The sequence below is a fragment of the Pantoea sp. UBA5923 genome (assembly GCF_002431095.1).
Taxonomy (GTDB): Bacteria; Pseudomonadota; Gammaproteobacteria; order Enterobacterales; family Enterobacteriaceae; genus Pantoea; species Pantoea piersonii.
In genome coordinates, this window is the sequence record NZ_DJDN01000081.1 from 30,608 (window position 1) to 52,592 (window position 21,985).

Consider the following 21,985-nt stretch of genomic DNA (forward strand, 5'->3'; position numbering starts at 1 on the left):
AATGCATTGAGCTGCGTCTCTCCAGCACGCGTCAGGAGCCGGGCCGCTTTAAGGCGCTGCGCATGGCTGGCCAGACGTGGGGACTCTTCTTTGAGCGCATGAGCGTCTCGGTACAGAAGCTGGAAAATGCCGTGGAGTTTTACGGCGCGATCTCCAACAACAAGCTGCACGGCCTGTCGATCAAAGTGGAGTCGAACCAGACGCCGCTGCCGCCGGTGGTGAACGGCTACGCCAGCGAAGGCATTATTCAGTTCTTCTTCGAAGACACCACCGACGAGCAGGGTTTCAATATCTATATTCTGGATGAAACCAACCGCGTCGAGGTCTATCACCACTGCGAAGGCAGCAAAGAGGAGCTGGTGCGCGACGTCAGCCGTTTTTACTCCTCTTCGCACGATCGTTTTACCTACGGCTCCAGCTTTATCAACTTTAACCTGCCGCAGTTCTACCAGATCGTAAATACCGGCGAACGCTTCCAGGTTATCCCGTTCCGCAGCCAGACGCTGGCCCAGCTCTGCGCCACGCAGCCGGATAACGACAACGGCGACTATCAGCCGCGCTACCAGGTACACTGACGCCGCGTTCGCCGCGCGGCCCTTTCCTTGCCGAACTGTCACCGCGCGCACGCGAATTGCGGGGATTTCCTGTTGCTTTTCCATCTTCAACTGCGATGATAAGCAACCAGGTTAAGGACAAAAGAGCAGAAGAGATGAAGAGAGTAAAAAGCCTGTTGGCAATGGCGCTGGCGCTGACGAGCCTGGCAGGCTGTGGACTAAAAGGACCGCTTTACTTCCCGCCCGCTAACCAGCCGAAAACGCAAACCCCACAGCAAGCTGAGCAGCAGAAAAAGCAGCAGCAACAGCGAGCGGCGCAGGCGGATACGCGTGGACTGGTGAGCGGCGGCAACGCCAGCATGACAGCAGAATAATTGTAATGGCGCACCCGGCGGAGCAAAAAATGCAGTTCTCCAAAATGCACGGACTCGGCAACGATTTCATGGTTGTGGATGCCGTGACGCAAAACGTCTTTTTCTCGCCGGAGCTGATTCGCCGGCTGGCGGATCGCCATCTGGGGATCGGTTTCGATCAGCTACTGATCGTCGAGCCACCTTACGATCCCGATCTCGACTTCCACTACCGCATCTTCAACGCCGACGGCAGCGAAGTGGCGCAGTGCGGCAACGGCGCGCGCTGCTTTGCCCGCTTTGTGCGGCTGAAAGGCCTGACCAACAAAAGCGAGATCCGCGTCAGCACCCAGACCGGCCGCATGGTATTGAGCGTGACGCCGGACGAACTGGTGCGCGTCAATATGGGCGAGCCTGACTTCGAGCCGCAGCAGGTGCCGTTCCGCGCCAATAAGGCGGAAAATCTCTATCTGCTGCGCGTCGCCGAACAGACGGTGATGTTCGGCGCGGTATCCATGGGCAATCCGCACTGCGTGATCCAGGTTGACAGCGTGCAGACCGCCGCGGTCGAAACGCTTGGCCCGGCGCTGGAAAGCCACGAGCGCTTTCCCGAACGCGTCAACGTCGGCTTTATGGAAGTGGTGTCGTCGGAGCATATTCGCCTGCGCGTCTACGAGCGCGGCGCGGGCGAAACCCAGGCGTGCGGCAGCGGCGCTTGCGCCGCGGTAGCCTGCGGCATTCAGCAGGGCATTCTGTCGCCGAAGGTGCGCGTCGATTTGCCCGGCGGCATGCTGCATATCGCCTGGAAAGGAGCCGGTCAGCCGCTGTTTATGACCGGACCCGCCACACACGTATACGATGGGTTTATTCATTTATGAAAAATATCGAAGAGCAGGCTGATAATACTCTCCTGCTGGACGATCAGGCCGTTAACGATTATCTGCAGCAAAATCCTGACTTCTTTATCCGCAACGCCCGCCAGGTCGAACAGATGGCGGTGCCGCATCCGGTACGCGGCAGCGTGTCGCTGGTGGAGTGGCATATGGCGCGCCAGCGCAACCATATTCAGCGGCTGGAGGAAGAGATCACGCTGCTGATGGAGCAGGCCAGCGCCAACCATGAGCTGTTCGATCGGCTACTGGCGCTGCAGGGACATCTGGCGGCGGCCGATTCGCTGCAGGAGATGCTTAATCGCCTGCAACGCTGGGCGCGCGAGCTGGGGCTGGCCGGCGCTAACCTGCGCCTCTTTGCCGACCAGTGGCGGCTGGGCGCCCCCTCTGAGTTCGTGCAGCTCAGCCTGTCGCGTCAGGCGTTTGAACCGCTGCGCATCCAGCGTTTCGGTCAGCAGCACCATTTTCTCGGCAGCCTGAACGGTCCCGAACTGCTGCTCTTGCTGCCGCAGGCCAAGGCGATCGGTTCGGTGGCGATGTCGCTTATGGGCGAGCGCGGCGAACTGGGCGTGCTGATTTTCAGCAGCCGCGACAGCCAGCACTATCAGGCTGGTATGGGCACGCTGCTGTTGCAGCATCTGGCGCAGATGATGCCGGAACTGCTGTCGCGCTGGGTAGAACGCGCATGAGCGCGCTCCTGGCCGTCGTCGATGAATTCCTGCGCTACCTCAAGGTTGAGCGCCAGCTCAGCCCGCTGACGCAGGAGAACTACGCGCGCCAGCTGGCGGCGCTGACGATGATGGCCGAAGAGATGAAGCTGGACGACTGGGCGAAGCTGGAGCCTGCACAGGTGCGCAGCATGGCATCACGCAGTCGCCGCGCCGGTTTAGGCGCCAGCAGCCTCGCGCTGCGGCTTTCGGCGTTGCGCAGTTTTCTCGACTGGCAGGTCAGCCAGGGCCGGCTCTCCGCCAATCCCGCTAAAGGCGTCACCACGCCGCGCAACGCGCGTCACCTGCCGAAGAATATTGACGTCGATGAGGTCAATCAGCTGCTGGAGATCGACCTTAACGATCCGCTGGCGGTGCGCGACCGCGCGATGCTGGAGGTGATGTACGGCGGCGGGCTGCGTTTGTCGGAGCTGGTTAATATGGACTGCCGCCACGTCGATCTTGAGGCGGGCGAAGTCTGGGTCGTAGGAAAAGGCAGCAAGGAGCGTCGCGTGCCGATCGGCCGCACCGCCGTTGCCTGGCTGGAGCGCTGGCTGCCGCTGCGCGCCAGCTTCGGCGGCGAGGATGACGCGCTGTTCCTCTCCAGCCGCGGACGCCGGATTTCGGCGCGTAACGTGCAGAAGCGTTTCGCCGAATGGGGCGTTAAACAGGGCGTCGCCAGCCACATCCATCCGCACAAGCTGCGTCACTCCTTCGCCACCCATCTGCTGGAGTCGAGCGGCGATCTGCGCGCAGTGCAGGAGCTGCTGGGCCACGCCAATCTCTCTACGACACAGATCTATACCCATCTCGATTTCCAGCATCTGGCGACGGTGTATGATGCTGCGCATCCCCGCGCCAAACGAGGAAAGAACGAATGAAGTTTTACCGTCCGTTACGCGCCATTAAGGCTATCACTTTCGATCTCGACGATACGCTCTACGACAACTATCCCGTGATCCGCAAAACCACCGCTGAAGCGCACGCCGCCCTGCAGGCCTGGCATCCGTCGCTGCGCGAATTTACGCCGCTGGACTATCAGAAGCTGCGCGACGAATTGCTGGCGCGCGAGCCGGATATTTACCACGACGTTTCAGAGTGGCGTCGACGCTCGGTCGAGCTGGCGCTGCTGAACGTCGGTCTTTCGACGCAGGAAGCGACGACCGGTGCTGAAGAGATCATGAGCGTATTCCATCACTGGCGCAGTCAGGTAGAGATGCCGGAAGAGACGCATCAGACGCTCAAAGCGCTCGGCGAAAAAGTCCCGCTGGTGGCGATCACCAACGGCAACGCGCGTCCGGAACAGCTCGGTATCGCCGACTATTTTGAGTTCGCGCTGCGCGCCGGGCCGGACGGCCGCGCGAAGCCTTATCAGGATATGTACCATCTCGCCGCGCAGCGTCTCGGCCTCGCGCCGGAAGCGATCCTGCACGTAGGCGACGATCTGACCACCGATGTGGCTGGCGCGTTGCGCTGCGGTATGCAGGCGTGCTGGATCAATCTGCGCGGCGGCAACCTGATGCACATTGCCGATGCGCGCCTGGTGCCGCATGTGGAAATTTCGCGATTGGCATCCCTGACCTCACTGTTATAATGGCTGTAGATTTATCCAGTCGTACCCTGAGTCATGCGCCTTGCTGCAAGCCGAATGATTCAGGGTTCGCTTTTTGTTTTCTTTAGTGAACGGTGCTTATGGACGTTTCTGATCTGCTCAACGGTTTGAATGACAAACAGCGCGAAGCCGTGGCGGCGCCGCGCGGCAACCTGCTGGTGCTGGCAGGCGCGGGCAGCGGAAAAACACGCGTCCTAGTGCACCGCATCGCCTGGCTGCTGTCGGTGGAGAACTGCTCGCCTTATTCCATTATGGCGGTGACCTTTACCAACAAAGCGGCAGCGGAGATGCGCCACCGTATCGAGCAGCTGATCGGCACCAGCCAGGGCGGCATGTGGATCGGCACCTTCCACGGTCTGGCGCATCGTCTGCTGCGCGCCCACCATCTCGACGCTGGCTTGCCGCAGGATTTTCAGATCCTCGACAGTGAAGATCAGTTGCGCCTGCTGAAACGCCTGATTAAGGCGATGAATCTGGATGAGAAGCAGTGGCCCGCGCGTCAGGGCATGTGGTACATCAACGGCAAAAAAGATGAAGGGCTGCGCCCGAAACATATTGAAAGCTATGGCAATCCAGTAGAGCAGACCTGGCTGCGCATCTATCAGGCCTATCAGGAAGCCTGCGATCGCGCCGGGCTGGTCGATTTCGCCGAGCTGCTGCTGCGCGCCCATGAGCTATGGCTGCATAAGCCGCATATTCTCAATCACTATCGGGAACGCTTCAGCAATATTCTGGTGGATGAGTTTCAGGACACCAACAACATTCAGTACGCCTGGATCCGCATGCTGGCGGGCGACAGCGGCCGCGTGATTATCGTCGGCGACGACGATCAGTCGATTTATGGCTGGCGTGGCGCACAGGTCGAGAACATTCAGCGTTTCCTGCAGGATTTCCCGGCGGCAGAAACCATTCGCCTTGAGCAGAACTATCGCTCTACCAATAACATTCTGAAGTCAGCTAACGCCCTGATTGCCAATAACAATGGCCGTCTCGGCAAAGAGCTGTGGACCGACGGCACCGACGGCGATCCCATTTCGATCTACTGCGCCTTTAACGAGCTGGACGAAGCGCGCTTTGTGGTCAACCGTATCAAAACCTGGCAGGAGAACGGCAACGCCCTGCAGGACTGCGCCATTCTTTACCGCAGCAACGCCCAGTCGCGCGTGCTGGAAGAGGCGCTGCTGCAGAGCAGCATGCCGTACCGCATTTATGGCGGCATGCGCTTCTTCGAGCGTCAGGAGATTAAAGACGCGCTCGCCTATCTGCGCCTGATCGCCAACCGCAACGACGATGCGGCCTTCGAGCGCGTGGTCAATACGCCGACGCGCGGCGTAGGCGATCGCACGCTCGACGTGGTGCGCCAGACCGCGCGCGAACGGCAGATGACGCTGTGGCAGGCGACGCGCGAACTGCTGCAAACCAAAGCGCTGGCAGGGCGTGCGGCCTCGGCGCTGCAGCGCTTCTGCGAGCTGGTCGATTCGCTGGCGAGCGAAACCGCTGAAATGCCGCTGCATGTGCAAACCGACCGCGTGATTAAAGATTCCGGCTTGTGGGTTATGTATGAGCAGGAGAAAGGCGAAAAGGGCCAGGCGCGTATTGAAAACCTTGAGGAACTGGTGACGGCGACGCGCCAGTTCAGCTACCAGGATGAAGACGAAGATCTGATGCCGCTGCAGGCGTTTCTGTCGCACGCTGCGCTGGAGGCGGGCGAAGGCCAGGCCGATAAGTGGCAGGACGCGGTGCAGCTGATGACGCTGCACTCGGCCAAGGGGCTGGAGTTTAGCCAGGTCTTTATCGTCGGTATGGAAGAGGGGATGTTCCCAAGCCAGATGTCGCTGGATGAGGGCGGGCGTCTGGAAGAGGAGCGTCGTCTTGCCTATGTCGGCGTGACGCGCGCCATGCTGAAGCTGACGCTGACCTATGCCGAGACGCGACGCCTCTACGGCAAAGAGGTCTATCACCGGCCGTCGCGCTTTATCGGCGAGCTACCGGAAGAGTGCATTGAAGAGGTACGCCTGCGCGCCAGCGTTAGCCGTCCCGTCAACCATCAGCGTATGGGCACGCCGGTCTCGAAAAGCGACAGCGGCTTTTCGCTGGGACAGCGCGTGAAGCATGCGAAATTCGGCGAAGGCACCATTATCAATCTGGAAGGCAGCGGCGAGCACAGCCGCGTTCAGGTGGCGTTTCAGGGCCAGGGTATCAAGTGGCTGGTGGCCGCCTATGCGAAGCTGGAAACTGCTTAGTCACCGGTTGACGACTTTTTCGTCTCAGCGTAACATGCGCGCACTATTATCAAGAGAGGACAATGCCTTGGACACGCCCAGTCGATGCTGGCTCAGTCACCTGGTTACCAGGAATAACATCTAAGGCTACCTCTTTTTGCTGGTAGCCTTAGCGGTTATCAGCGACCTCCCTTTTTTATCCCGTCGCATGAGTCAGCACTGATTCACCTTTTGAACGAGCGTTTCCGTGTTCAGGCGTTTGCCGTGGCCGACTGGCCAGCGGCCTTGTCCCATTAAGTCTGCAATGGGGAGTATTGCTATGCTGAGCGCATTTAAACTGGATCGCAGCCGCCTGACGCGTCTGGAGCTGGAAGACGAAAACGACAAACTGACCACCTCGGTCTGGGTCGATCTGATCGAGCCGGAAGAGGGCGAGCGCGACCGCGTGCAGAGCGAGCTGGGCCAGAGCCTGGCTACGCGTCCGGAGCTGGAGGATATCGAAGCCTCGGCGCGTTTCTTCGAAGATGAAGACGGGCTGCATATCCACTCTTTCTTCTTTTATGAAGATGCGGAAGACCACGCCGGCAACTCCACCGTGGCGTTCACCATTCGTGAAGGGCGACTCTATACGCTGCGCGAGCGCGAGCTGCCTGCGTTTCGCCTTTACCGTATGCGCGCCCGCAATCAGACGCTGATCGACGGCAACGCCTTCGAACTGCTGCTGGATCTGTTTGAGACTAAAATCGAACAGCTGGCGGATGAGATCGAGAACATCTATAGCGCGCTGGAGAAGCTCAGCCGCGTGATTATGGAAGGGCAGCAGGGCGAAGAGTATGACCAGGCGCTGTCGCGTCTCGCCGAGCTGGAAGATATCGGCTGGAAGGTGCGGCTGTGTCTGATGGATACCCAGCGCGCGCTTAATTTCCTGGTGCGCAAGGCGCGTCTGCCGAACAACCAACTGGAGCAGGCGCGCGAGATCCTGCGCGATATCGAGTCGCTGCTGCCGCATAACGAATCGCTGTTCCAGAAGGTCAACTTCCTGATGCAGGCGGCGATGGGTTTTATCAACATCGAGCAGAACCGCATTATCAAGATCTTCTCGGTGGTGTCGGTTGTCTTCCTGCCGCCGACGCTGGTGGCCTCCAGCTACGGCATGAACTTTGAATTTATGCCGGAGCTGAAGTGGAGCTTTGGTTATCCCGCGGCGATTGGCCTGATGATCCTCGCCGGTCTGGCGCCTTATCTCTACTTTAAGCGCAAGAACTGGCTGTAATCGTTCATCAGCGGACGGAGAATCCGGAGCTTACGCGAACAGCAAGAACCGCTCGCCAAGAGACGCAAAAACGGCATTTCTGCCAGCGCGTCCCGCGCCCTCCCTGGCGCGGGACGCTTTGCTTTTGGGCCTGTGTCATTCGCGTTTTGACATTTTTACGCGCGGTTGGATTAAATAACCCGCTGCTTTATCGCGCGTCGGCTACGCAGCGTCGCCACCACCGCATCGAAAATAAACACCGCCAGCGCCAGCCAGATAAAGCCAAACGTCACCATCTTGTCGGGCGTAATGGTCTCGCCGTAAAACAGCACCGCCAGCAGGAACATCAGCGTCGGGCCGAGGTACTGGAAAAAGCCGACGGTGGAAAGACGCAGCCGCGTACAGGCGGCGGCAAATAGCATCAGCGGAATCGTCGTCACGATGCCTGCCGCGACCAGCTTAAGGTTCAGACTCAGCGGATTGGCGCTCAGGTGGCTGGTTGGCGTATCGGCGACGCCGAACAGATAGATCGCCGCCAGCGGAAACAGCCACAGCGTTTCAATCAGCATGCCGCTCTGCGCATCGACCTGAATTTTTTTGCGCACCAGTCCATAAAAGGCGAAGCTCAACGCCAGGCCCAGCGCGATCAGCGGCACCGAGCCGAACTTCCACAGCTGCACCAGCACGCCGATGGTCGCCAGCGCTACCGCCAGCCACTGCAATCGCCGAAAGCGCTCGCGCAGAAACAGCATGCCGAGCACCACGTTAATCAGCGGGTTGATAAAGTAGCCGAGGCTCGCTTCCAGCATATGCTGGTTATTCACCGCCCAGATAAACAGCAGCCAGTTGCCGCCGATGGTTACGGCGGTCAGCGCCAGCAGCAGCACCTTCTTCGGCTGCGCCAGCACGCTGCGCACCTGTCCCCAGCTGCGGCTCAGGCTAATCAACACCAGCATAAAGAGTGCTGACCAGATCACGCGGTGCGTCATGATCTCTGTCGGCGGAACGGTTTTGACCAGCTTGAAGTAGGCCGGAGCGATGCCCCAGATAAAGTAGGCGCCGAGCGCGAAGCCTATGCCCTGGCGAGTTTGTTGCGTATCCATAGATAGAAAGCATCCGCAAAAGGTCGATTCTCGCATGGCGTCCGCGATTAACCAATCAAATAGGTCGCCGTCGCCGTGGCAATATAGTCGCCCTGCTGGTTATGTAGCTCGACGCGCGCCACCGCCACCTTATTTCCGGCGCGCAGCAGGCTGCTGGTGGCGGTAAAGCGTTCGCCGCGGCCAGGGCGCAGATAGTCAACGCGCATATCGATGGTGCCCATGCGCGAAAGGCGTTGACGCAGCTCCTCTTCGCTAATGGTTTCCGCGCGCGTCAGGGCGTTGCTGACGCAGACCATACCGGCGGCGACATCCAGCACCGAGGCGATAACGCCGCCGTGAAGGATCTGCTGCGCCGCATTGCCGATGAGCATGGTTTTACTGGCGAAGCTGATTTCAGCGTAGTCGCTCTCCAGCCGATCCAGCTCCAGGCCGAGCGCCTGGTTGAAGGGCATATGATAAACAAAGATTTCGCCCACCATCCGGCGGGCTTCATGCTGAGACAACAGCACTGATGACATGACGATATTCCTGCGAACACGCCGTTAAGGGCGCGAAATGTTAACGAGTTGTGTATTCTAAGCTGCGCGCGAAGGGGTTTCCAGTTTCAGAAATCAGCGCTCATCTTCACCGCATTTTGCGTGTAGAATGGCCTCCTTTTTATGACTCCCCATTCATTTGACACGCAGCCTTCATCGGAGAAAGTTATGCGCAAGCATCGCGCCTCGTTAGCAGCCGCCCTGTTATTTCCTGCGCTGGCGCTGGCTGAGGAAGCCACCGTTAAAGATGTCCACGACACCCCTCAGGTGCGCGGCAGCATTATCGCCAACCTGCTGGAGAAGCACGACAATCCGTTTGTGCTCTACCCGTATGAGAGCAACTATCTGCTCTACACCTACACCAGCGACTTGAATAAAGAGGCGATCTCCTCATATAACTGGGCAGATAATGCGCGTAAAGATGAAGTGAAATTTCAGCTCAGTCTGGCGTTTCCGCTGTGGCGCGGTATTCTGGGGGATAACTCCGTACTGGCGGCTTCCTATACGCAGCGCTCCTGGTGGCAGCTGTCGAACCGCGGCGAATCGTCGCCGTTTCGCGAAACCAACTACGAGCCGCAGATTTTCCTCGGCTGGGCTACGGATTATGACTTCGCCGGCTGGACGCTGCGCGATGTTGAAATGGGCTTCAATCACCAGTCCAACGGCCGCAGCGATCCAACTTCGCGCAGCTGGAACCGCGTCTACGCGCGCCTGATGGCGCAGAACGGTAACTTCCTCGCCGAAGTAAAACCCTGGTATCGCATACCGGACAGTGAAGACGATAACCCGGATATTACTAAATATATGGGCTACTACCGTCTTAAACTGGGCTATATCGCCGGCGACAATATCTTCAGCGTGGAAGGCAACTACAACTGGAACACCGGTTTTGGCGGCGCGACGCTGGGCTGGAGCTATCCCATCAGCGAACACGTTCGTTTCTATACCCAGGTGTTTAGCGGTTATGGCGAGTCGCTTATCGACTACAACCATCGCCAGACGCGTGTCGGCGTCGGCGTCATGCTAAACGATCTGTTCTGACTCTCCGGAAAACAACAGGAATACAGTGGCAATCTCGGTAGTACATAATCAGGAGTCGCTGGCGCAGCAGGTATTGCAGGATACCTTCGGCTATCAGCATTTTCGTCCCGGTCAGCAAACCATTATCAATGCGGCGCTGAGCGGTCGGGATTGTCTGGTCGTTATGCCCACCGGCGGCGGTAAATCGCTCTGCTATCAGATCCCCGCGCTGGTGCAAGACGGGCTGACGCTGGTGGTGTCGCCGCTGATCTCGCTGATGAAAGATCAGGTGGATCAGCTGCTGGCGAACGGCGTGGCGGCGGCGTGCCTCAACTCCACCATGACGCGCGAGCAGCAGCAGCAGGTAATGGCGGATTGCCGCACCGGCCGCGTCAAGCTGCTCTATATCGCGCCTGAGCGTCTGATGATGGACAACTTCCTTGAGAGCCTGGCGCACTGGCAGCCTGCGATGCTGGCGGTCGACGAGGCGCACTGTATTTCGCAGTGGGGTCACGATTTCCGTCCCGAATATGGCGCGCTGGGCCAGCTGCGCCAGCGTTTCCCGCAGCTGCCGGTCATGGCGCTGACCGCCACCGCCGACGAAACCACGCGCAACGACATTGTGCACCTGCTGCATATGCAGGACCCGCTGATTCAGATCAGCAGTTTTGATCGTCCCAATATTCGCTACACGCTGGTGGAAAAGTTCAAGCCCACCGAGCAGCTGCTGCGCTACGTTCAGGATCAGCGCGGCAAGAGCGGCATTATCTACTGCAACAGCCGCGCCAAAGTGGAAGACACCGCCGCGCGTCTACAAAGCCGCGGGCTGAGCGTTGGCGCCTATCATGCGGGTATCGACAGCGCGCAGCGCGCGCGCGTGCAGGAGGCGTTTCAGCGCGACGATCTGCAGATCGTGGTGGCGACGGTCGCGTTCGGTATGGGCATCAACAAGCCCAACGTGCGCTTCGTGGTGCACTTCGATATTCCACGCAATATCGAATCCTACTATCAGGAAACCGGTCGCGCCGGACGCGACGGGCTGCCGGCCGAAGCGATGATGCTTTACGATCCGGCGGATATGGCGTGGCTGCGCAAATGCCTGGAAGAGAAAGCGCCAGGCCCGCTGCAGGATATTGAACGCCATAAGCTCAACGCTATGGGCGCGTTCGCCGAAGCGCAAACCTGCCGCCGTCTGGTGTTGCTTAACTATTTCGGTGAAGGGCGCCAGCAGCCGTGTGACAACTGCGATATCTGTCTGGATCCGCCAAAGCGTTACGATGGCCTGGTCGAGGCGCAGAAAGCGCTCTCCAGCATCTATCGCGTCGGGCAGCGTTTCGGCATGGGCTATATAGTGGAAGTGCTGCGCGGCGCTAACAACCAGCGCATCCGCGAGCAGGGCCATGACAAGCTGCCGGTGTACGGCATCGGCCGCGAGCAGAGCCATGAACACTGGATCAGCGTGCTGCGCCAGCTAATCCATCTTGGGCTGGTGACGCAGAATATCGCCATGCACTCCGCGCTGCAGCTGACGGAAGCAGCGCGCCCGGTGCTGCGCGGCGAAGTGCCGCTGATGCTGGCGGTGCCGCGTCTGAACGCGGCGAAGCCGAAGAGCAGCAGCTCGCCGAAAATTTACGGCGGCAATTACGATCGTAAACTGTTCGCCAAGTTGCGCAAGCTGCGTAAAGCCATTGCCGACGAGGAGAACATTCCGCCCTACGTGGTGTTTAACGACGCCACGCTGATTGAGATGGCAGAGCAGATGCCGGTCACTGCGTCGGAGATGCTGAGCGTCAACGGCGTCGGCCACCGCAAACTGGAGCGCTTTGGCAAACCCTTCCTGGTAATGATCAAAGAGCATCTTGATGAAGAGTAAAGGATACTACCCATGCTGATGTTATTTGCTACGGTCGCGCTGGTGCATCTGGTTGCGCTGATGAGCCCTGGCCCGGACTTCTTTTTCGTTTCGCAAACCGCTGCCAGCCGCTCGCGCAAAGAGGCGATGATGGGCGTACTGGGCATTACGCTGGGGATCGTTATCTGGGCGGGCGTCGCGCTGATGGGTCTGCACCTGATCCTGGAGAAAATGGCGTGGCTGCATCAGATTATAATGATCGGCGGCGGTCTCTATCTGCTGTGGATGGGCTGGCAGCTGCTCAGCTCGGCGCGTCAGCGCCATAAACAGCCGGTACAGAATGCCCCGGTGGTAGAGTTGCCGAAAAAGGGCAGAAGCTTTCTGAAAGGCTTTCTTACTAACCTCTCCAATCCAAAAGCGATTATCTACTTCGGCAGCGTATTCTCGCTGTTCGTCGGCAACGACGTCGGCTCGCTGGAGCGCTGGGGCTTGTTTCTGCTGATCGTTGGCGAAACCTTTGCATGGTTTACGCTGGTGGCAGCGATTTTCGCTCTGCCGTGGATGCGCGACAAGTATCAGCGCGCGGCGAAATGGGTTGATGGCGTGGCGGGCGTGTTATTCGCCGGTTTCGGCATTCACCTTATCCTTTCACGCTAGAGCCTGGCTTACTGGCCAGCTTGCGGTTGGGCAGTGCTCGTCATCCTCACGTACTCAAAGTACGCTGCGGTGACTGCGCGCTGTCCGCCCGAAATCTGACTGCGCCGCCGACGGCTGTTATTCCTGGTGCTCTCGTTACATCTTTATGCGATTTTTCTGGCGCTGGCTAACAGCACGCCGACCGCCATGAACAATCCGCCGAAAATACGGTTCAAGAGCTTCATCTGCTTCGGCCCCTTAATCCAGGCGGCAATGCGTGTGGCTAAAGTGGCATAGCCAATCATCACGATAATATCGACGACAATGGTGGTCGCGCCGAGCACCAGATACTGCATCGCCTGCGGCTGGTGCGGCAGGATAAACTGCGGAAACAGCGCGGCGAGAAACACGATACTTTTCGGGTTGGTGAGGTTCACCAGCACCGCCCGCTTAAACAGACGACGGCGCGGCATCGCTTTGGCTACCGCATCCAGATCGATCGCGCCTGCAGAGCGCCACTGCTGAATGCCGAGCCACACCAGATAGGCCGCGCCCGCCCACTTAAGGATTTCGAACGCCAGCAGCGACTGCGAAAAGAGCGCCCCCAGACCGATCCCCACCAGCACAATATGAATCGCCAGCCCAAGCTGCAGACCGCTAATAGAGGCCGCCGCGCCGCGATAGCCGTGGCTGATGCCGGTGCTCATGGTATTAATCGCGCCGGAGCCAGGCGAAAGGCTGAGGATAGTGGTGGTAAGAAGGTAGGTCAGCCACCATTCAGTGGTCATGGGTTGCGCTCCCTGTCTGGGCGGAAATGTGACACAATACGCCAGAAACAAGCGCGGCGCTACGGGCTGCATGCGCGGCCTGTTACTCTTTAATCGCGCATCTGCAGGGGGTTGGATGGAACGACATAAAGCGAGCTGGCTCAATCGCGAAAAAGCCTTTGCTGCCTTCGCACACGGTCCGCTGCTCGACTTCTGGCACCGCCGCGAAGAGCGTGAATTTATCGGCGTGGAAAACGTCACGCTGCGCTATGTGCGTTTCACTGCACCGCAACATAAGCGCGTTATCCTTATCGTACCTGGACGTATTGAAAGCTACGTCAAATATCCTGAACTCGCATATGACCTGTTTCACTGCGGCTTTGACGTGGTGATCCTCGATCATCGCGGGCAGGGACGTTCCGATCGTTTGCTGCAGGATACCCATCGCGGCCATGTTGTAGAGTTCACGCACTACGTGGATGATTTAGAGACTCTCTACCTGAAAGAGATCGTCGGCGGACATTACCAGCGCCGTTACGCGCTGGCGCATTCGATGGGCGGCGCGATCCTGGCACTGTTTCTGGCGCGTCAGCCGCAGGCGTTTCACGCCGTAACGCTGGTGGCGCCGATGTTCGGCATCGCGCTGCCGATGCCCTCGTTCCTGGCGAACCGCATCCTCGACTGGGCGGAAAAGCGACCGGCGATCCGCGATGGGTATGCGCTCGGCACCGGGCGCTGGCGCGCTCATCCGTTCGGCATCAATCGCCTGACGCACAGCGCGGAGCGCTACCGCCGCAGCCTGCGCTTTTACGCTGACGATCCCGCTATCCGCGTGGGCGGCCCGACCTATCACTGGGTGCGCGAAGGCATCCATGCCGGGCGCAATATCCTGAGCGTGGCAAACACTATCACTACGCCGATCCTGCTGCTGCAGGCAGGCGACGACCGCGTAGTGGATAACCGTTCGCAGGATCTCTTCTGCGCGGCGATGGCGCAGGCGGGTCATCGATGCGAGACGCGCCTGATTAAAGAAGCGCGCCATGAAATCCTGTTTGAAAAAGATGCCATGCGCGCTGAGGCGCTCAACGCGCTGGTCGATTTTTTCGAGGCGCACCCGTAATTCGAATCGCTACCTTACCGGCTACGGCCTAAAACAATACCTGAGGTTTTCATGTTTCAAATCGTCGCATCCGATCTGGATGGCACGCTGCTCTCTCCTGAACATCGCCTGACGCCTTACGCCCACGATATTCTGCAACAGCTGGTGGCGCGCGATATCCACTTTGTTTTCGCTACCGGACGTCATTACATCGACGTGGGGCAGATGCGCGACAAGCTGGGCATTCCCGCTTATATGATTACCTCTAACGGCGCGCGCGTGCACAATGCCGAGGGCGAGCTGGTGTTCAGCCACAATCTTGACGAAGATATCGCGCTGGAGCTTTACGAGCTGCACTACGCCAGTCCCGCGATCCTGACGCACGTCTACCGCGACGATGAGTGGTTTATGAGCCGCGCCCATCCGGCGGAACAGGACTATTTTCGTGAGTCCGTATTCACTTATCAGGTTTATGAGCCAGGCATGCTGCCCGGCGATAATATCAGTAAGGTCTTTTTCACCAGCGACGATCCCGACGCGCTCATTCCGCTTGAGCTGGCGCTGCAGGCGCGCTGGGGCGATCGCGTCAACGTCAGCTTTTCGCTGCCTACCTGCCTGGAGGTGATGGCGGGTGGCGTGTCGAAAGGGCACGCGCTGGAAGCGGTGGCGAAACAGCTTGGGCACTCGCTAAAAGGGTGTATCGCCTTCGGCGACGGCATGAATGATGTAGAGATGCTGAGCATGGCAGGCAAAGGCTGCATTATGCGCAACGCCCATCAGCGGCTGAAAGATACGCTGCCTGAACTGGAAGTGATTGGCAGCAATGCGGAAGACGCTGTGCCGCATACGCTGCGCACGCTGTTTTTATCCTGACGGCAAAGGGCCGGCGCGATGCCGGCCCCTTTAGCTATGACGCCAGTTGCTGCTTGTGTTTGCGTTCGTTAATCATGGTTAACAGCAGCAGGATCACCGCCAGTACGCAGCCCACCACCATCACCAGAAAGCCGCCGTTCCAGCCGAAAAAGTCAACGGTATAGCCCACAATGGCGCTGGCCACGACCGATCCGCCGAGATAGCCGAACAGGCCGGTAAAGCCTGCTGCGGTGCCCGCCGCTTTTTTCGGCGCCAGCTCCAGCGCATGCAGACCGATCAGCATCACCGGGCCGTAAATCAAAAAGCCGATCACGATCATACAGGCCATATCCACGCCGGGATTGCCCGCCGGATTAAACCAGTAGACTACCGTGGCGATGGTCACCAGCGTCATAAAGAAGACGCCGGTCGCGCCGCGGTTCCCCTTGAACACTTTATCCGACATCCAGCCGCACAGCAGCGTGCCGGGGATCCCGGCGTACTCGTAAAAGAAGTAGGCCCAGGAAGACTTATCCAGCGTGAAGTGCTTCACCTCTTTCAGATAGGTCGGCGACCAGTCGAGAATGCCGTAGCGCAGCAGATAGACAAAGACGTTGGCCAGCGCGATATACCACAGCAGCTTATTGGGCAGCACATACTGGGTGAAAATCTGCTTCGCCGTCAGCTCCTCTTCATGTGTGGCGCTGTAGTCCGGCGGGTAGTCATTTTTGTACGCCTCAATGGGCGGCAACCCGCAGGACTGCGGCGTGTCGCGCATCAGCGCAAAGGCGATCAGCGCCACGGCGATGGCGGCGAAAGCGGGCATATAAAGCGCCGCTTTCCAGTCGCTGAACCAGGCCATACCAAGCAGGAACAGCAGCGGCGGAAGGCCGCCGCCGACGTTATGGGCGCAGTTCCACACCGAGACGATGCCACCGCGCTCTTTCTGCGACCACCAGTGCACCATCGTGCGTCCGCAGGGGGGCCAGCCCATACCCTGGAACCAGCCGCAAATAAACAGCAGGGCGAACATCACCATAATGCTGGAGGTCGCCCAGGGCACGAAGCCCATTATCAGCATTACCGCGGCGGCGAGGATCAGCCCGGCAGGCAAGAAGACGCGCGGATTAGAGCGATCCGAGACCGAACCCATAATGAATTTCGAGAAGCCGTACGCAATCGAAATGCCGGAAAGCGCAAAGCCGAGATCGCCGCGCGAGAAGCCTTGCTCTACCAGATAGGGCATCGCCAGCGCGAAGTTTTTGCGTACCAGATAGTAGGCGGCGTAGCCAAAGAAGATCCCGAAGAAGATCTGCCAGCGCAGGCGGCGATATAAAGGATCAACCTGATCGTCCGCTACCTGCGGTCGATGAGGCGCGGGTTTAAAGATACTCAGCATAGCTGCCCTCCCAGGCGGTATTGTCGTTATAAGAATTGGAAATGAGCGGATATGCCCAGAGGTTGCGCCGTCATGTTCTTTTTCGCGTTAATTGTGGCGTTTTTCGCGCATGCTGGCTGTGACAGTTGACACATTTGTTACACTTTTATGACAATCACGCTGAGTTAAATTCACACAAAGGTGTTAAACGCGCCTGGCTGATAAAACGACCGGGTGCAATGTACGCTAAGCGTCTTATTTGTGAACAGTTGTCAACCAGAAAGCGCCGCGTGCGCAGAGGACATTGATTACACTAGCCGCCTCTCTCTTTTTTCAGGATTGACGCTGTGCTGTTACTGATCGTTACCACCATTCTTTGGGCTTTTTCGTTTAGCCTGATCGGAGAATATCTGGCGGGGCAGGTAGATACCTGGTTCTCTGTCCTGATGCGCCTGGCGCTGGCGGCGCTGGTGTTTTTACCCTTTCTGCGCTGGCGCGGCTACCGTCCGTCCACGCTGCTGCTCTATATGCTGGTGGGCATGCTTCAGCTTGGCATCATGTATCTGATCAGCTTCGAGGCTTACCTTTACCTCAGCGTATCGGAGTTCCTGCTGTTTACCGTCATGACGCCGCTCTATGTCACCCTGATTTATGATCTGATCAGCAAGCGGCCGCTGCGTATCGGCTACGCCTTCAGCGCGCTGCTGGCGGTCGCGGGCGCGGCGATTATTCGCTATGACAAGGTCAGCGATCATTTCTGGCTGGGTCTGCTGCTGGTGCAGCTGGCGAATATCTGCTTTGCCGTAGGCATGGTGGGTTACAAGCGTCTTCAGGAAACCCGGCCAATGCCGCAGCACACCGCCTTTTCCTGGTTTTATCTCGGCGCGGTGCTGATTGCGATTATCGCCTGGTGTCTCTGGGGCAACGCCGCGAAGTTGCCGACCACCTCGCTACAGTGGGGCATTCTGGTCTGGCTGGGCGTGGCGGCGTCAGGGCTGGGCTACTTTATGTGGAACTACGGCGCCACGCAGGTGGATGCGGGCACGCTGGGCATTATGAACAATATGCACGTTCCGGCGGGGCTGCTGGTCAACCTGGCTATCTGGCAGCAGAAGCCGCACTGGCCCAGTTTTATCGCCGGGGCGCTGGTGATTTTCGCCTCGCTGTATGTGCATAAGCGCTGGGTAGTACGCAATAACTAGCGCCGGCAGTCAGGGCAGGGGCCAGACAGGCTTCACGCCCTGACTGAGGTTGGGATTATTTTGATTTCGCCGCCTGCGTTGGGCGCAGCGTCAGCGTCAGACCCTTCAAAAAATTCCGCATAATCTGGTCGCCGCATTCGCGATAGTTTTTGTGATCCGGCTTGCGGAAAATCGCGCCTATTTCAGCCTGGGAAACCGAGAAGTTGGCTTTAGCCAGCACCGCCGGAATATCGCTGGTCTTCAGATCGAAAGCGATACGCAGTTTTTTCATAAAGATATTGTTGTTCATCCGACGCTCGATTGAGGGCGCGGGCGCATCTTCGCTTTTGCCGCGGCGGAAGAAAATCAGGCCGTTGAGAAAGTAGCCCATCAGCACGTCCGGCAGCGCCTTATAGGCGACGTCATCCTCTTTTTTCAGCCAGGCCTGTACGTCGCTCAGCGCGACCTCACAGTCGGTCAGTGCGAAAATCTCCACCACTTTTGTATCGCTTAAATCCAGCATAAAGCGCACGCTGCGCAAAATATCGTTATTGGTCATGGTGAGATTTTCTCATGGTCGTTTAACAGGCTGCGCATTATAGGGGAAATTGCGGCTCAGCGTTGCAAAATCGCGCCGGGATGCGCGGCATCGCGCACGAACGGCAGATGTTCGCAGGCGTGCTGGCGCGCAAAGCGGATAAAGGCTTCCAGCACCGGCTGACGCTGCTCGCCGTCACGAACGGCGGCATAGAGACGGCTCCACAAACCTTCGCCCAGCGTTTTCGTCACGATCAATCCTTGCTTTTCAAAGCTCTCTACGACCCAGTGCGGCAGCGCGGCGATACCCATGCGCGCCGAGACCATCTGAATCAGCAGCAGCGTGTTGTCGACGCTTTTCAGCGCCGGGCTGACGCCCGCCGGCTGAAGAAAATGCCGCCAGATATCCAGCCGCTGGCGCTGTACCGGATAGATGAGCAACACCTCTTGCGCCAGCTCCTCCGGCGTAATGTGTTCGACCTGCGCCAGCGGATGATCCGGCGCCAGCACCAGCCGCACTTCGAAATCGAACATCGGCGTGTAGTGCAGGCCGCTGCGCGGCAGGATATCCGAGGTGAGCACCACGTCCAGTTCGCCCTGCTGCAGCGCAGGCTGCGGGTCGAAAGTAACGCCCGATTTGAAATCCATCACCACCTGCGGCCAGCTCTTGCGGAAATTATCCAGCGCGGGCGTCAGCCACTGTATGCAGCTGTGGCACTCAATCGCGATGCGCAGCGTCGCCTGGTGCGGCTCGTGACACGCCTGCAGCGCCTGCTGAATCTGCGGCAGCACCTGCTCCGCCAGCTGTAGCAGGATCTCGCCCTGCGGCGTGAAGCGCAGCGGCTGACTTTTACGCACGAACAGGCGGTATCCCAGCCGCTGTTCGAGATCGCTGAACTGATGAGACAACGCGGATTGCGTCTGATGAAGCTGCGCGGCGGCGGCGGCCAGCGAGCCAGTATTACGCAGAGCCTGAAGCGTCCGCAGGTGCTTGAGTTCGATCATGAGAGTCCTTCACATCGAGATTGAACAATTTGCGCTTGAGGAACATACACTACCCGCAGAATATAGCGGTGTAAACATCTGGACGGCTAAACATCCTTTGGCTTCCAGGCGAAGCCTAAGAGAGAGACTACTGGAGAAGAGCAAATGACTATTCTGAACCATACCCTTGGCTTTCCCCGCGTCGGTCTGCGTCGTGAACTGAAAAAAGCGCAGGAGAGCTACTGGGCGGGCAACGCCACTCAGCAAGAGCTGCTGGCCGTGGGCCGCGAGCTGCGCGCCCGTCACTGGCAGCAGCAGAAGGAGGCGGGCGTTGACCTGGTGCCGGTCGGCGATTTCGCCTGGTACGATCATGTGCTGACCACCAGCCTGATGCTGGGCAACGTACCGGCGCGCCATCAGAATAGAGACGGCTCCGTCGATCTCGATACCCTGTTCCGCATTGGGCGCGGCCGCGCGCCAACCGGCGAACCGGCCGCCGCCGGCGAGATGACCAAATGGTTCAACACCAACTATCACTACATCGTGCCGGAGTTCACTAAAGGCCAGCAGTTCAAACTGACCTGGACGCAGCTGCTGGACGAAGTGGACGAAGCGCTGGCGCTGGGCCATAAGGTGAAACCCGTCCTGCTCGGCCCGGTGACCTGGCTCTGGTTAGGCAAAGTCAAAGGCGAGCCGTTCGATCGTCTGTCGCTGCTGAATGCCGTTCTGCCGGTTTATCAGCAGGTACTGGCCGAGCTGAAAAAACGCGATATTGAGTGGGTACAGATTGATGAGCCTGCGCTGGCGCTGGAACTGCCGCAGGCGTGGCGCGACGCGTTCAAACCCGCTTATAACGCGCTGCAGGGCAACGTGAAGCTGCTGCTGACCACCTATTTCGACAGCATCGGCCAGAATCTTGACGTGATCCGCGACCTGCCGGTGCAGGGGCTGCATGTAGATCTGGTGCATGGTCACGACGATATCGACCAGCTCAATCAGCAGCTGCCCGCGGAGTGGCTGCTGTCGCTTGGCGTCATCAACGGCCGCAACGTATGGCGCGCCGATCTGAGCCGCTGGTTCGAGCGTCTGCAGCCGCTGGTCGGCAAGCGCAACCGGTTGTGGATCGGCTCCTCTTGTTCGCTGCTGCACAGTCCAATCGATCTGAGCGTTGAGACGCGCCTTGATGACGAAGTGAAAAGCTGGTTCGCCTTCGCGCTGCAAAAATGCGGCGAGCTGAAGCTGCTGAGCGATGCGCTCAACCACAACGATGCGGCCTCGCTGGAGTCCTGGAGCGCGCCGATCCGCAACCGCGCTCACTCCAGCCGCGTGCACAATGCCGCGGTCGGTAAGCGTCTGGCGGCGATCTCCGCACAGGATACCGAGCGTCAAAGCCCCTATGCCGAACGCGCCAGCAAGCAGCGCAACCGCTTTAATCTGCCCGCCTGGCCGACCACCACCATCGGCTCCTTCCCGCAGACTCCTGAAATTCGCGGTCTGCGTCTCGACTTCAAGAAAGGCAACATCGACGGCGGCAACTACCGCACCGGCATCGCGGAACATATCAGGCAGGCGATCCTCGAGCAGGAGCGTCTGGGTCTTGACGTGCTGGTTCACGGCGAAGCCGAGCGTAACGACATGGTGGAGTACTTCGGCGAAAACCTCGACGGCTTTGTGTTCACGCAAAACGGCTGGGTACAGAGCTACGGCTCGCGCTGCGTCAAGCCGCCGGTCATTATCGGCGACGTTAGCCGTCCGCAGCCGATTACCGTGGAGTGGGCGAAGTACGCGCAGTCGCTTACTGACAAGCCGGTAAAAGGGATGCTGACTGGCCCGGTGACTATTCTCTGCTGGTCTTTCCCGCGCGAAGACGTATCGCGAGAAACCATTGCGAAGCAGATCGCACTGGCGCTGCGCGACGAGGTGGCAGATCTCGAAGCGGCGGGCATCGGCATTATCCAGATTGATGAACCGGCGCTGCGCGAGGGTCTGCCGCTGCACCAGTCTGACTGGGCCGCCTATCTGAAGTGGGCGGTAGACGCCTTCCGTCTTAACGCCGCCGTGGCGAAAGATGACACGCAGATCCACACCCATATGTGCTACTGCGAGTTTAACGACATCATGGATGCTATCGCGGCGCTGGATGCGGACGTTATCACCATCGAAACCTCGCGCTCCGATATGGATTTGCTGGAGTCCTTTAAAGCCTTTGAGTATCCGAACGAAATCGGCCCCGGCGTTTACGATATTCATTCGCCCAACGTGCCGAGCGTTGAGTGGATGGAAAACCTGCTGCGTAAAGCGGCGCAGAGCATTCCGCGTGAGCGTCTGTGGGTTAATCCGGACTGCGGGTTGAAAACGCGCGGCTGGACGGAAACCCGTCAGGCGCTGGCGAACATGGTGGAAGCGGCGAGGAAACTGCGCGGCGAAACCGCCTGATTTTGCTGTGTGTTGTT

The 21,985-nt window shown here is 58.9% G+C and carries 21 protein-coding genes; 15 read left to right on the forward strand and 6 right to left on the reverse strand.

Going from position 1 to position 21,985, the window contains the following annotated elements:
- From B3797_RS19040 to corA, 8 genes are all read left to right on the forward strand, one after another.
- A partial coding sequence (locus tag B3797_RS19040) for a class I adenylate cyclase (RefSeq protein WP_311791892.1) occupies nucleotides 1–575 on the forward strand: 575 nt, incomplete at its 5' end.
- Between the two features lie 134 nt (nucleotides 576–709).
- Nucleotides 710–928, forward strand: a complete 219-nt coding sequence (gene lptM / locus B3797_RS19045; protein ID WP_311784263.1) for an LPS translocon maturation chaperone LptM — start codon at nucleotides 710–712, stop codon at nucleotides 926–928.
- Between the two features lie 29 nt (nucleotides 929–957).
- Entirely contained in the window at nucleotides 958–1,782 is an 825-nt protein-coding gene (gene dapF, locus B3797_RS19050; protein WP_311791893.1) for a diaminopimelate epimerase, read from the forward strand.
- On the forward strand, nucleotides 1,779–2,483 hold the full coding sequence (locus tag B3797_RS19055) for a DUF484 domain-containing protein (protein ID WP_126690476.1): 705 nt from the start codon (nucleotides 1,779–1,781) through the stop codon (nucleotides 2,481–2,483). The genes dapF and B3797_RS19055 overlap by 4 nt, the downstream gene beginning before the upstream one ends.
- Nucleotides 2,480–3,382, forward strand: coding sequence for a tyrosine recombinase XerC (gene xerC, locus B3797_RS19060; protein ID WP_311791894.1), 903 nt, complete (start codon nucleotides 2,480–2,482; stop codon nucleotides 3,380–3,382). The genes B3797_RS19055 and xerC overlap by 4 nt, the downstream gene beginning before the upstream one ends.
- Nucleotides 3,379–4,095 (forward strand): 5-amino-6-(5-phospho-D-ribitylamino)uracil phosphatase YigB, encoded by a 717-nt coding sequence (yigB, locus tag B3797_RS19065; RefSeq protein ID WP_311791895.1) that lies wholly within the window; start codon nucleotides 3,379–3,381, stop codon nucleotides 4,093–4,095. Before xerC ends, yigB begins: the two co-directional genes overlap by 4 nt.
- A gap of 98 nt (nucleotides 4,096–4,193) precedes the next feature.
- Nucleotides 4,194–6,356 carry a DNA helicase II gene (uvrD, locus tag B3797_RS19070; RefSeq protein ID WP_311784267.1) on the forward strand — a complete coding sequence of 721 codons (2,163 nt, stop codon included), beginning with the start codon at nucleotides 4,194–4,196 and terminating at the stop codon, nucleotides 6,354–6,356.
- A gap of 298 nt (nucleotides 6,357–6,654) precedes the next feature.
- Nucleotides 6,655–7,608, forward strand: a complete 954-nt coding sequence (gene corA / locus B3797_RS19075; protein ID WP_033754593.1) for a magnesium/cobalt transporter CorA — start codon at nucleotides 6,655–6,657, stop codon at nucleotides 7,606–7,608.
- Between the two features lie 170 nt (nucleotides 7,609–7,778).
- Here the strand turns inward: corA and rarD are convergent, their stop codons facing one another.
- Complete coding sequence (gene rarD, locus B3797_RS19080) at nucleotides 7,779–8,690, reverse strand: EamA family transporter RarD (protein ID WP_311784268.1); 912 nt, start codon at nucleotides 8,688–8,690, stop codon at nucleotides 7,779–7,781.
- A gap of 47 nt (nucleotides 8,691–8,737) precedes the next feature.
- Nucleotides 8,738–9,208, reverse strand: coding sequence for a thioesterase family protein (locus B3797_RS19085; RefSeq protein ID WP_120457922.1), 471 nt, complete (start codon nucleotides 9,206–9,208; stop codon nucleotides 8,738–8,740).
- Between the two features lie 186 nt (nucleotides 9,209–9,394).
- Here B3797_RS19085 and pldA point away from each other — a divergent pair, with 186 nt between their 5' ends.
- From pldA to rhtC, 3 genes are read left to right on the forward strand one after another with little or no spacing between them, the layout of a single operon-like run.
- On the forward strand, nucleotides 9,395–10,267 hold the full coding sequence (gene pldA / locus B3797_RS19090; RefSeq protein WP_311791896.1) for a phospholipase A: 873 nt from the start codon (nucleotides 9,395–9,397) through the stop codon (nucleotides 10,265–10,267).
- Between the two features lie 25 nt (nucleotides 10,268–10,292).
- On the forward strand, nucleotides 10,293–12,119 hold the full coding sequence (gene recQ, locus B3797_RS19095; RefSeq protein ID WP_311791897.1) for an ATP-dependent DNA helicase RecQ: 1,827 nt from the start codon (nucleotides 10,293–10,295) through the stop codon (nucleotides 12,117–12,119).
- A gap of 12 nt (nucleotides 12,120–12,131) precedes the next feature.
- Entirely contained in the window at nucleotides 12,132–12,755 is a 624-nt protein-coding gene (rhtC, locus tag B3797_RS19100; RefSeq protein WP_311791898.1) for a threonine export protein RhtC, read from the forward strand.
- Between the two features lie 143 nt (nucleotides 12,756–12,898).
- Here rhtC and rhtB read toward each other — a convergent pair whose 3' ends face one another.
- Entirely contained in the window at nucleotides 12,899–13,522 is a 624-nt protein-coding gene (gene rhtB / locus B3797_RS19105; RefSeq protein ID WP_120457911.1) for a homoserine/homoserine lactone efflux protein, read from the reverse strand.
- A 115-nt stretch (nucleotides 13,523–13,637) separates the two neighbouring features.
- Here rhtB and pldB point away from each other — a divergent pair, with 115 nt between their 5' ends.
- Nucleotides 13,638–14,621, forward strand: a complete 984-nt coding sequence (gene pldB, locus B3797_RS19110; RefSeq protein ID WP_311791899.1) for a lysophospholipase L2 — start codon at nucleotides 13,638–13,640, stop codon at nucleotides 14,619–14,621.
- Between the two features lie 51 nt (nucleotides 14,622–14,672).
- A complete protein-coding gene (gene yigL, locus B3797_RS19115) occupies nucleotides 14,673–15,473 on the forward strand; it encodes a sugar/pyridoxal phosphate phosphatase YigL (protein ID WP_311791900.1) in 801 nt (266 codons plus the stop codon).
- A 34-nt stretch (nucleotides 15,474–15,507) separates the two neighbouring features.
- Here yigL and glpT read toward each other — a convergent pair whose 3' ends face one another.
- Nucleotides 15,508–16,851 (reverse strand): glycerol-3-phosphate transporter, encoded by a 1,344-nt coding sequence (glpT, locus tag B3797_RS19120; protein WP_311791901.1) that lies wholly within the window; start codon nucleotides 16,849–16,851, stop codon nucleotides 15,508–15,510.
- Nucleotides 16,852–17,177: 326 nt separating this feature from the next.
- Here glpT and B3797_RS19125 point away from each other — a divergent pair, with 326 nt between their 5' ends.
- The gene (locus tag B3797_RS19125; protein WP_120457902.1) at nucleotides 17,178–18,032 is read left to right on the forward strand and encodes a carboxylate/amino acid/amine transporter; all 855 of its coding nucleotides are present in this window, start codon (nucleotides 17,178–17,180) and stop codon (nucleotides 18,030–18,032) included.
- A gap of 55 nt (nucleotides 18,033–18,087) precedes the next feature.
- Here the strand turns inward: B3797_RS19125 and B3797_RS19130 are convergent, their stop codons facing one another.
- Nucleotides 18,088–18,570, reverse strand: coding sequence for a DUF1456 family protein (locus B3797_RS19130; protein WP_311791902.1), 483 nt, complete (start codon nucleotides 18,568–18,570; stop codon nucleotides 18,088–18,090).
- Between the two features lie 56 nt (nucleotides 18,571–18,626).
- Entirely contained in the window at nucleotides 18,627–19,553 is a 927-nt protein-coding gene (gene metR / locus B3797_RS19135; RefSeq protein WP_311791903.1) for an HTH-type transcriptional regulator MetR, read from the reverse strand.
- Nucleotides 19,554–19,697: 144 nt separating this feature from the next.
- Here metR and metE point away from each other — a divergent pair, with 144 nt between their 5' ends.
- Entirely contained in the window at nucleotides 19,698–21,968 is a 2,271-nt protein-coding gene (gene metE / locus B3797_RS19140; protein ID WP_311791904.1) for a 5-methyltetrahydropteroyltriglutamate--homocysteine S-methyltransferase, read from the forward strand.
- The last annotated feature ends 17 nt before the right edge of the window (nucleotides 21,969–21,985 follow it).

Bases quoted from the DNA above. Each gene is read 5' to 3' on its own strand.
- lptM (WP_311784263.1), top strand. From the start codon at position 710: ATGAAGAGAGTAAAAAGCCTGTTGGCAATGGCGCTGGCGCTGACGAGC.
- dapF (WP_311791893.1), top strand. From the start codon at position 958: ATGCAGTTCTCCAAAATGCACGGACTCGGCAACGATTTCATGGTTGTG.
- B3797_RS19055 (WP_126690476.1), top strand. From the start codon at position 1,779: ATGAAAAATATCGAAGAGCAGGCTGATAATACTCTCCTGCTGGACGAT.
- xerC (WP_311791894.1), top strand. From the start codon at position 2,480: ATGAGCGCGCTCCTGGCCGTCGTCGATGAATTCCTGCGCTACCTCAAG.
- yigB (WP_311791895.1), top strand. From the start codon at position 3,379: ATGAAGTTTTACCGTCCGTTACGCGCCATTAAGGCTATCACTTTCGAT.
- uvrD (WP_311784267.1), top strand. From the start codon at position 4,194: ATGGACGTTTCTGATCTGCTCAACGGTTTGAATGACAAACAGCGCGAA.
- corA (WP_033754593.1), top strand. From the start codon at position 6,655: ATGCTGAGCGCATTTAAACTGGATCGCAGCCGCCTGACGCGTCTGGAG.
- rarD (WP_311784268.1), bottom strand. From the start codon at position 8,690: ATGGATACGCAACAAACTCGCCAGGGCATAGGCTTCGCGCTCGGCGCC.
- B3797_RS19085 (WP_120457922.1), bottom strand. From the start codon at position 9,208: ATGTCATCAGTGCTGTTGTCTCAGCATGAAGCCCGCCGGATGGTGGGC.
- pldA (WP_311791896.1), top strand. From the start codon at position 9,395: ATGCGCAAGCATCGCGCCTCGTTAGCAGCCGCCCTGTTATTTCCTGCG.
- rhtC (WP_311791898.1), top strand. From the start codon at position 12,132: ATGCTGATGTTATTTGCTACGGTCGCGCTGGTGCATCTGGTTGCGCTG.
- rhtB (WP_120457911.1), bottom strand. From the start codon at position 13,522: ATGACCACTGAATGGTGGCTGACCTACCTTCTTACCACCACTATCCTC.
- pldB (WP_311791899.1), top strand. From the start codon at position 13,638: ATGGAACGACATAAAGCGAGCTGGCTCAATCGCGAAAAAGCCTTTGCT.
- yigL (WP_311791900.1), top strand. From the start codon at position 14,673: ATGTTTCAAATCGTCGCATCCGATCTGGATGGCACGCTGCTCTCTCCT.
- glpT (WP_311791901.1), bottom strand. From the start codon at position 16,851: ATGCTGAGTATCTTTAAACCCGCGCCTCATCGACCGCAGGTAGCGGAC.
- B3797_RS19130 (WP_311791902.1), bottom strand. From the start codon at position 18,570: ATGACCAATAACGATATTTTGCGCAGCGTGCGCTTTATGCTGGATTTA.
- metR (WP_311791903.1), bottom strand. From the start codon at position 19,553: ATGATCGAACTCAAGCACCTGCGGACGCTTCAGGCTCTGCGTAATACT.
- metE (WP_311791904.1), top strand. From the start codon at position 19,698: ATGACTATTCTGAACCATACCCTTGGCTTTCCCCGCGTCGGTCTGCGT.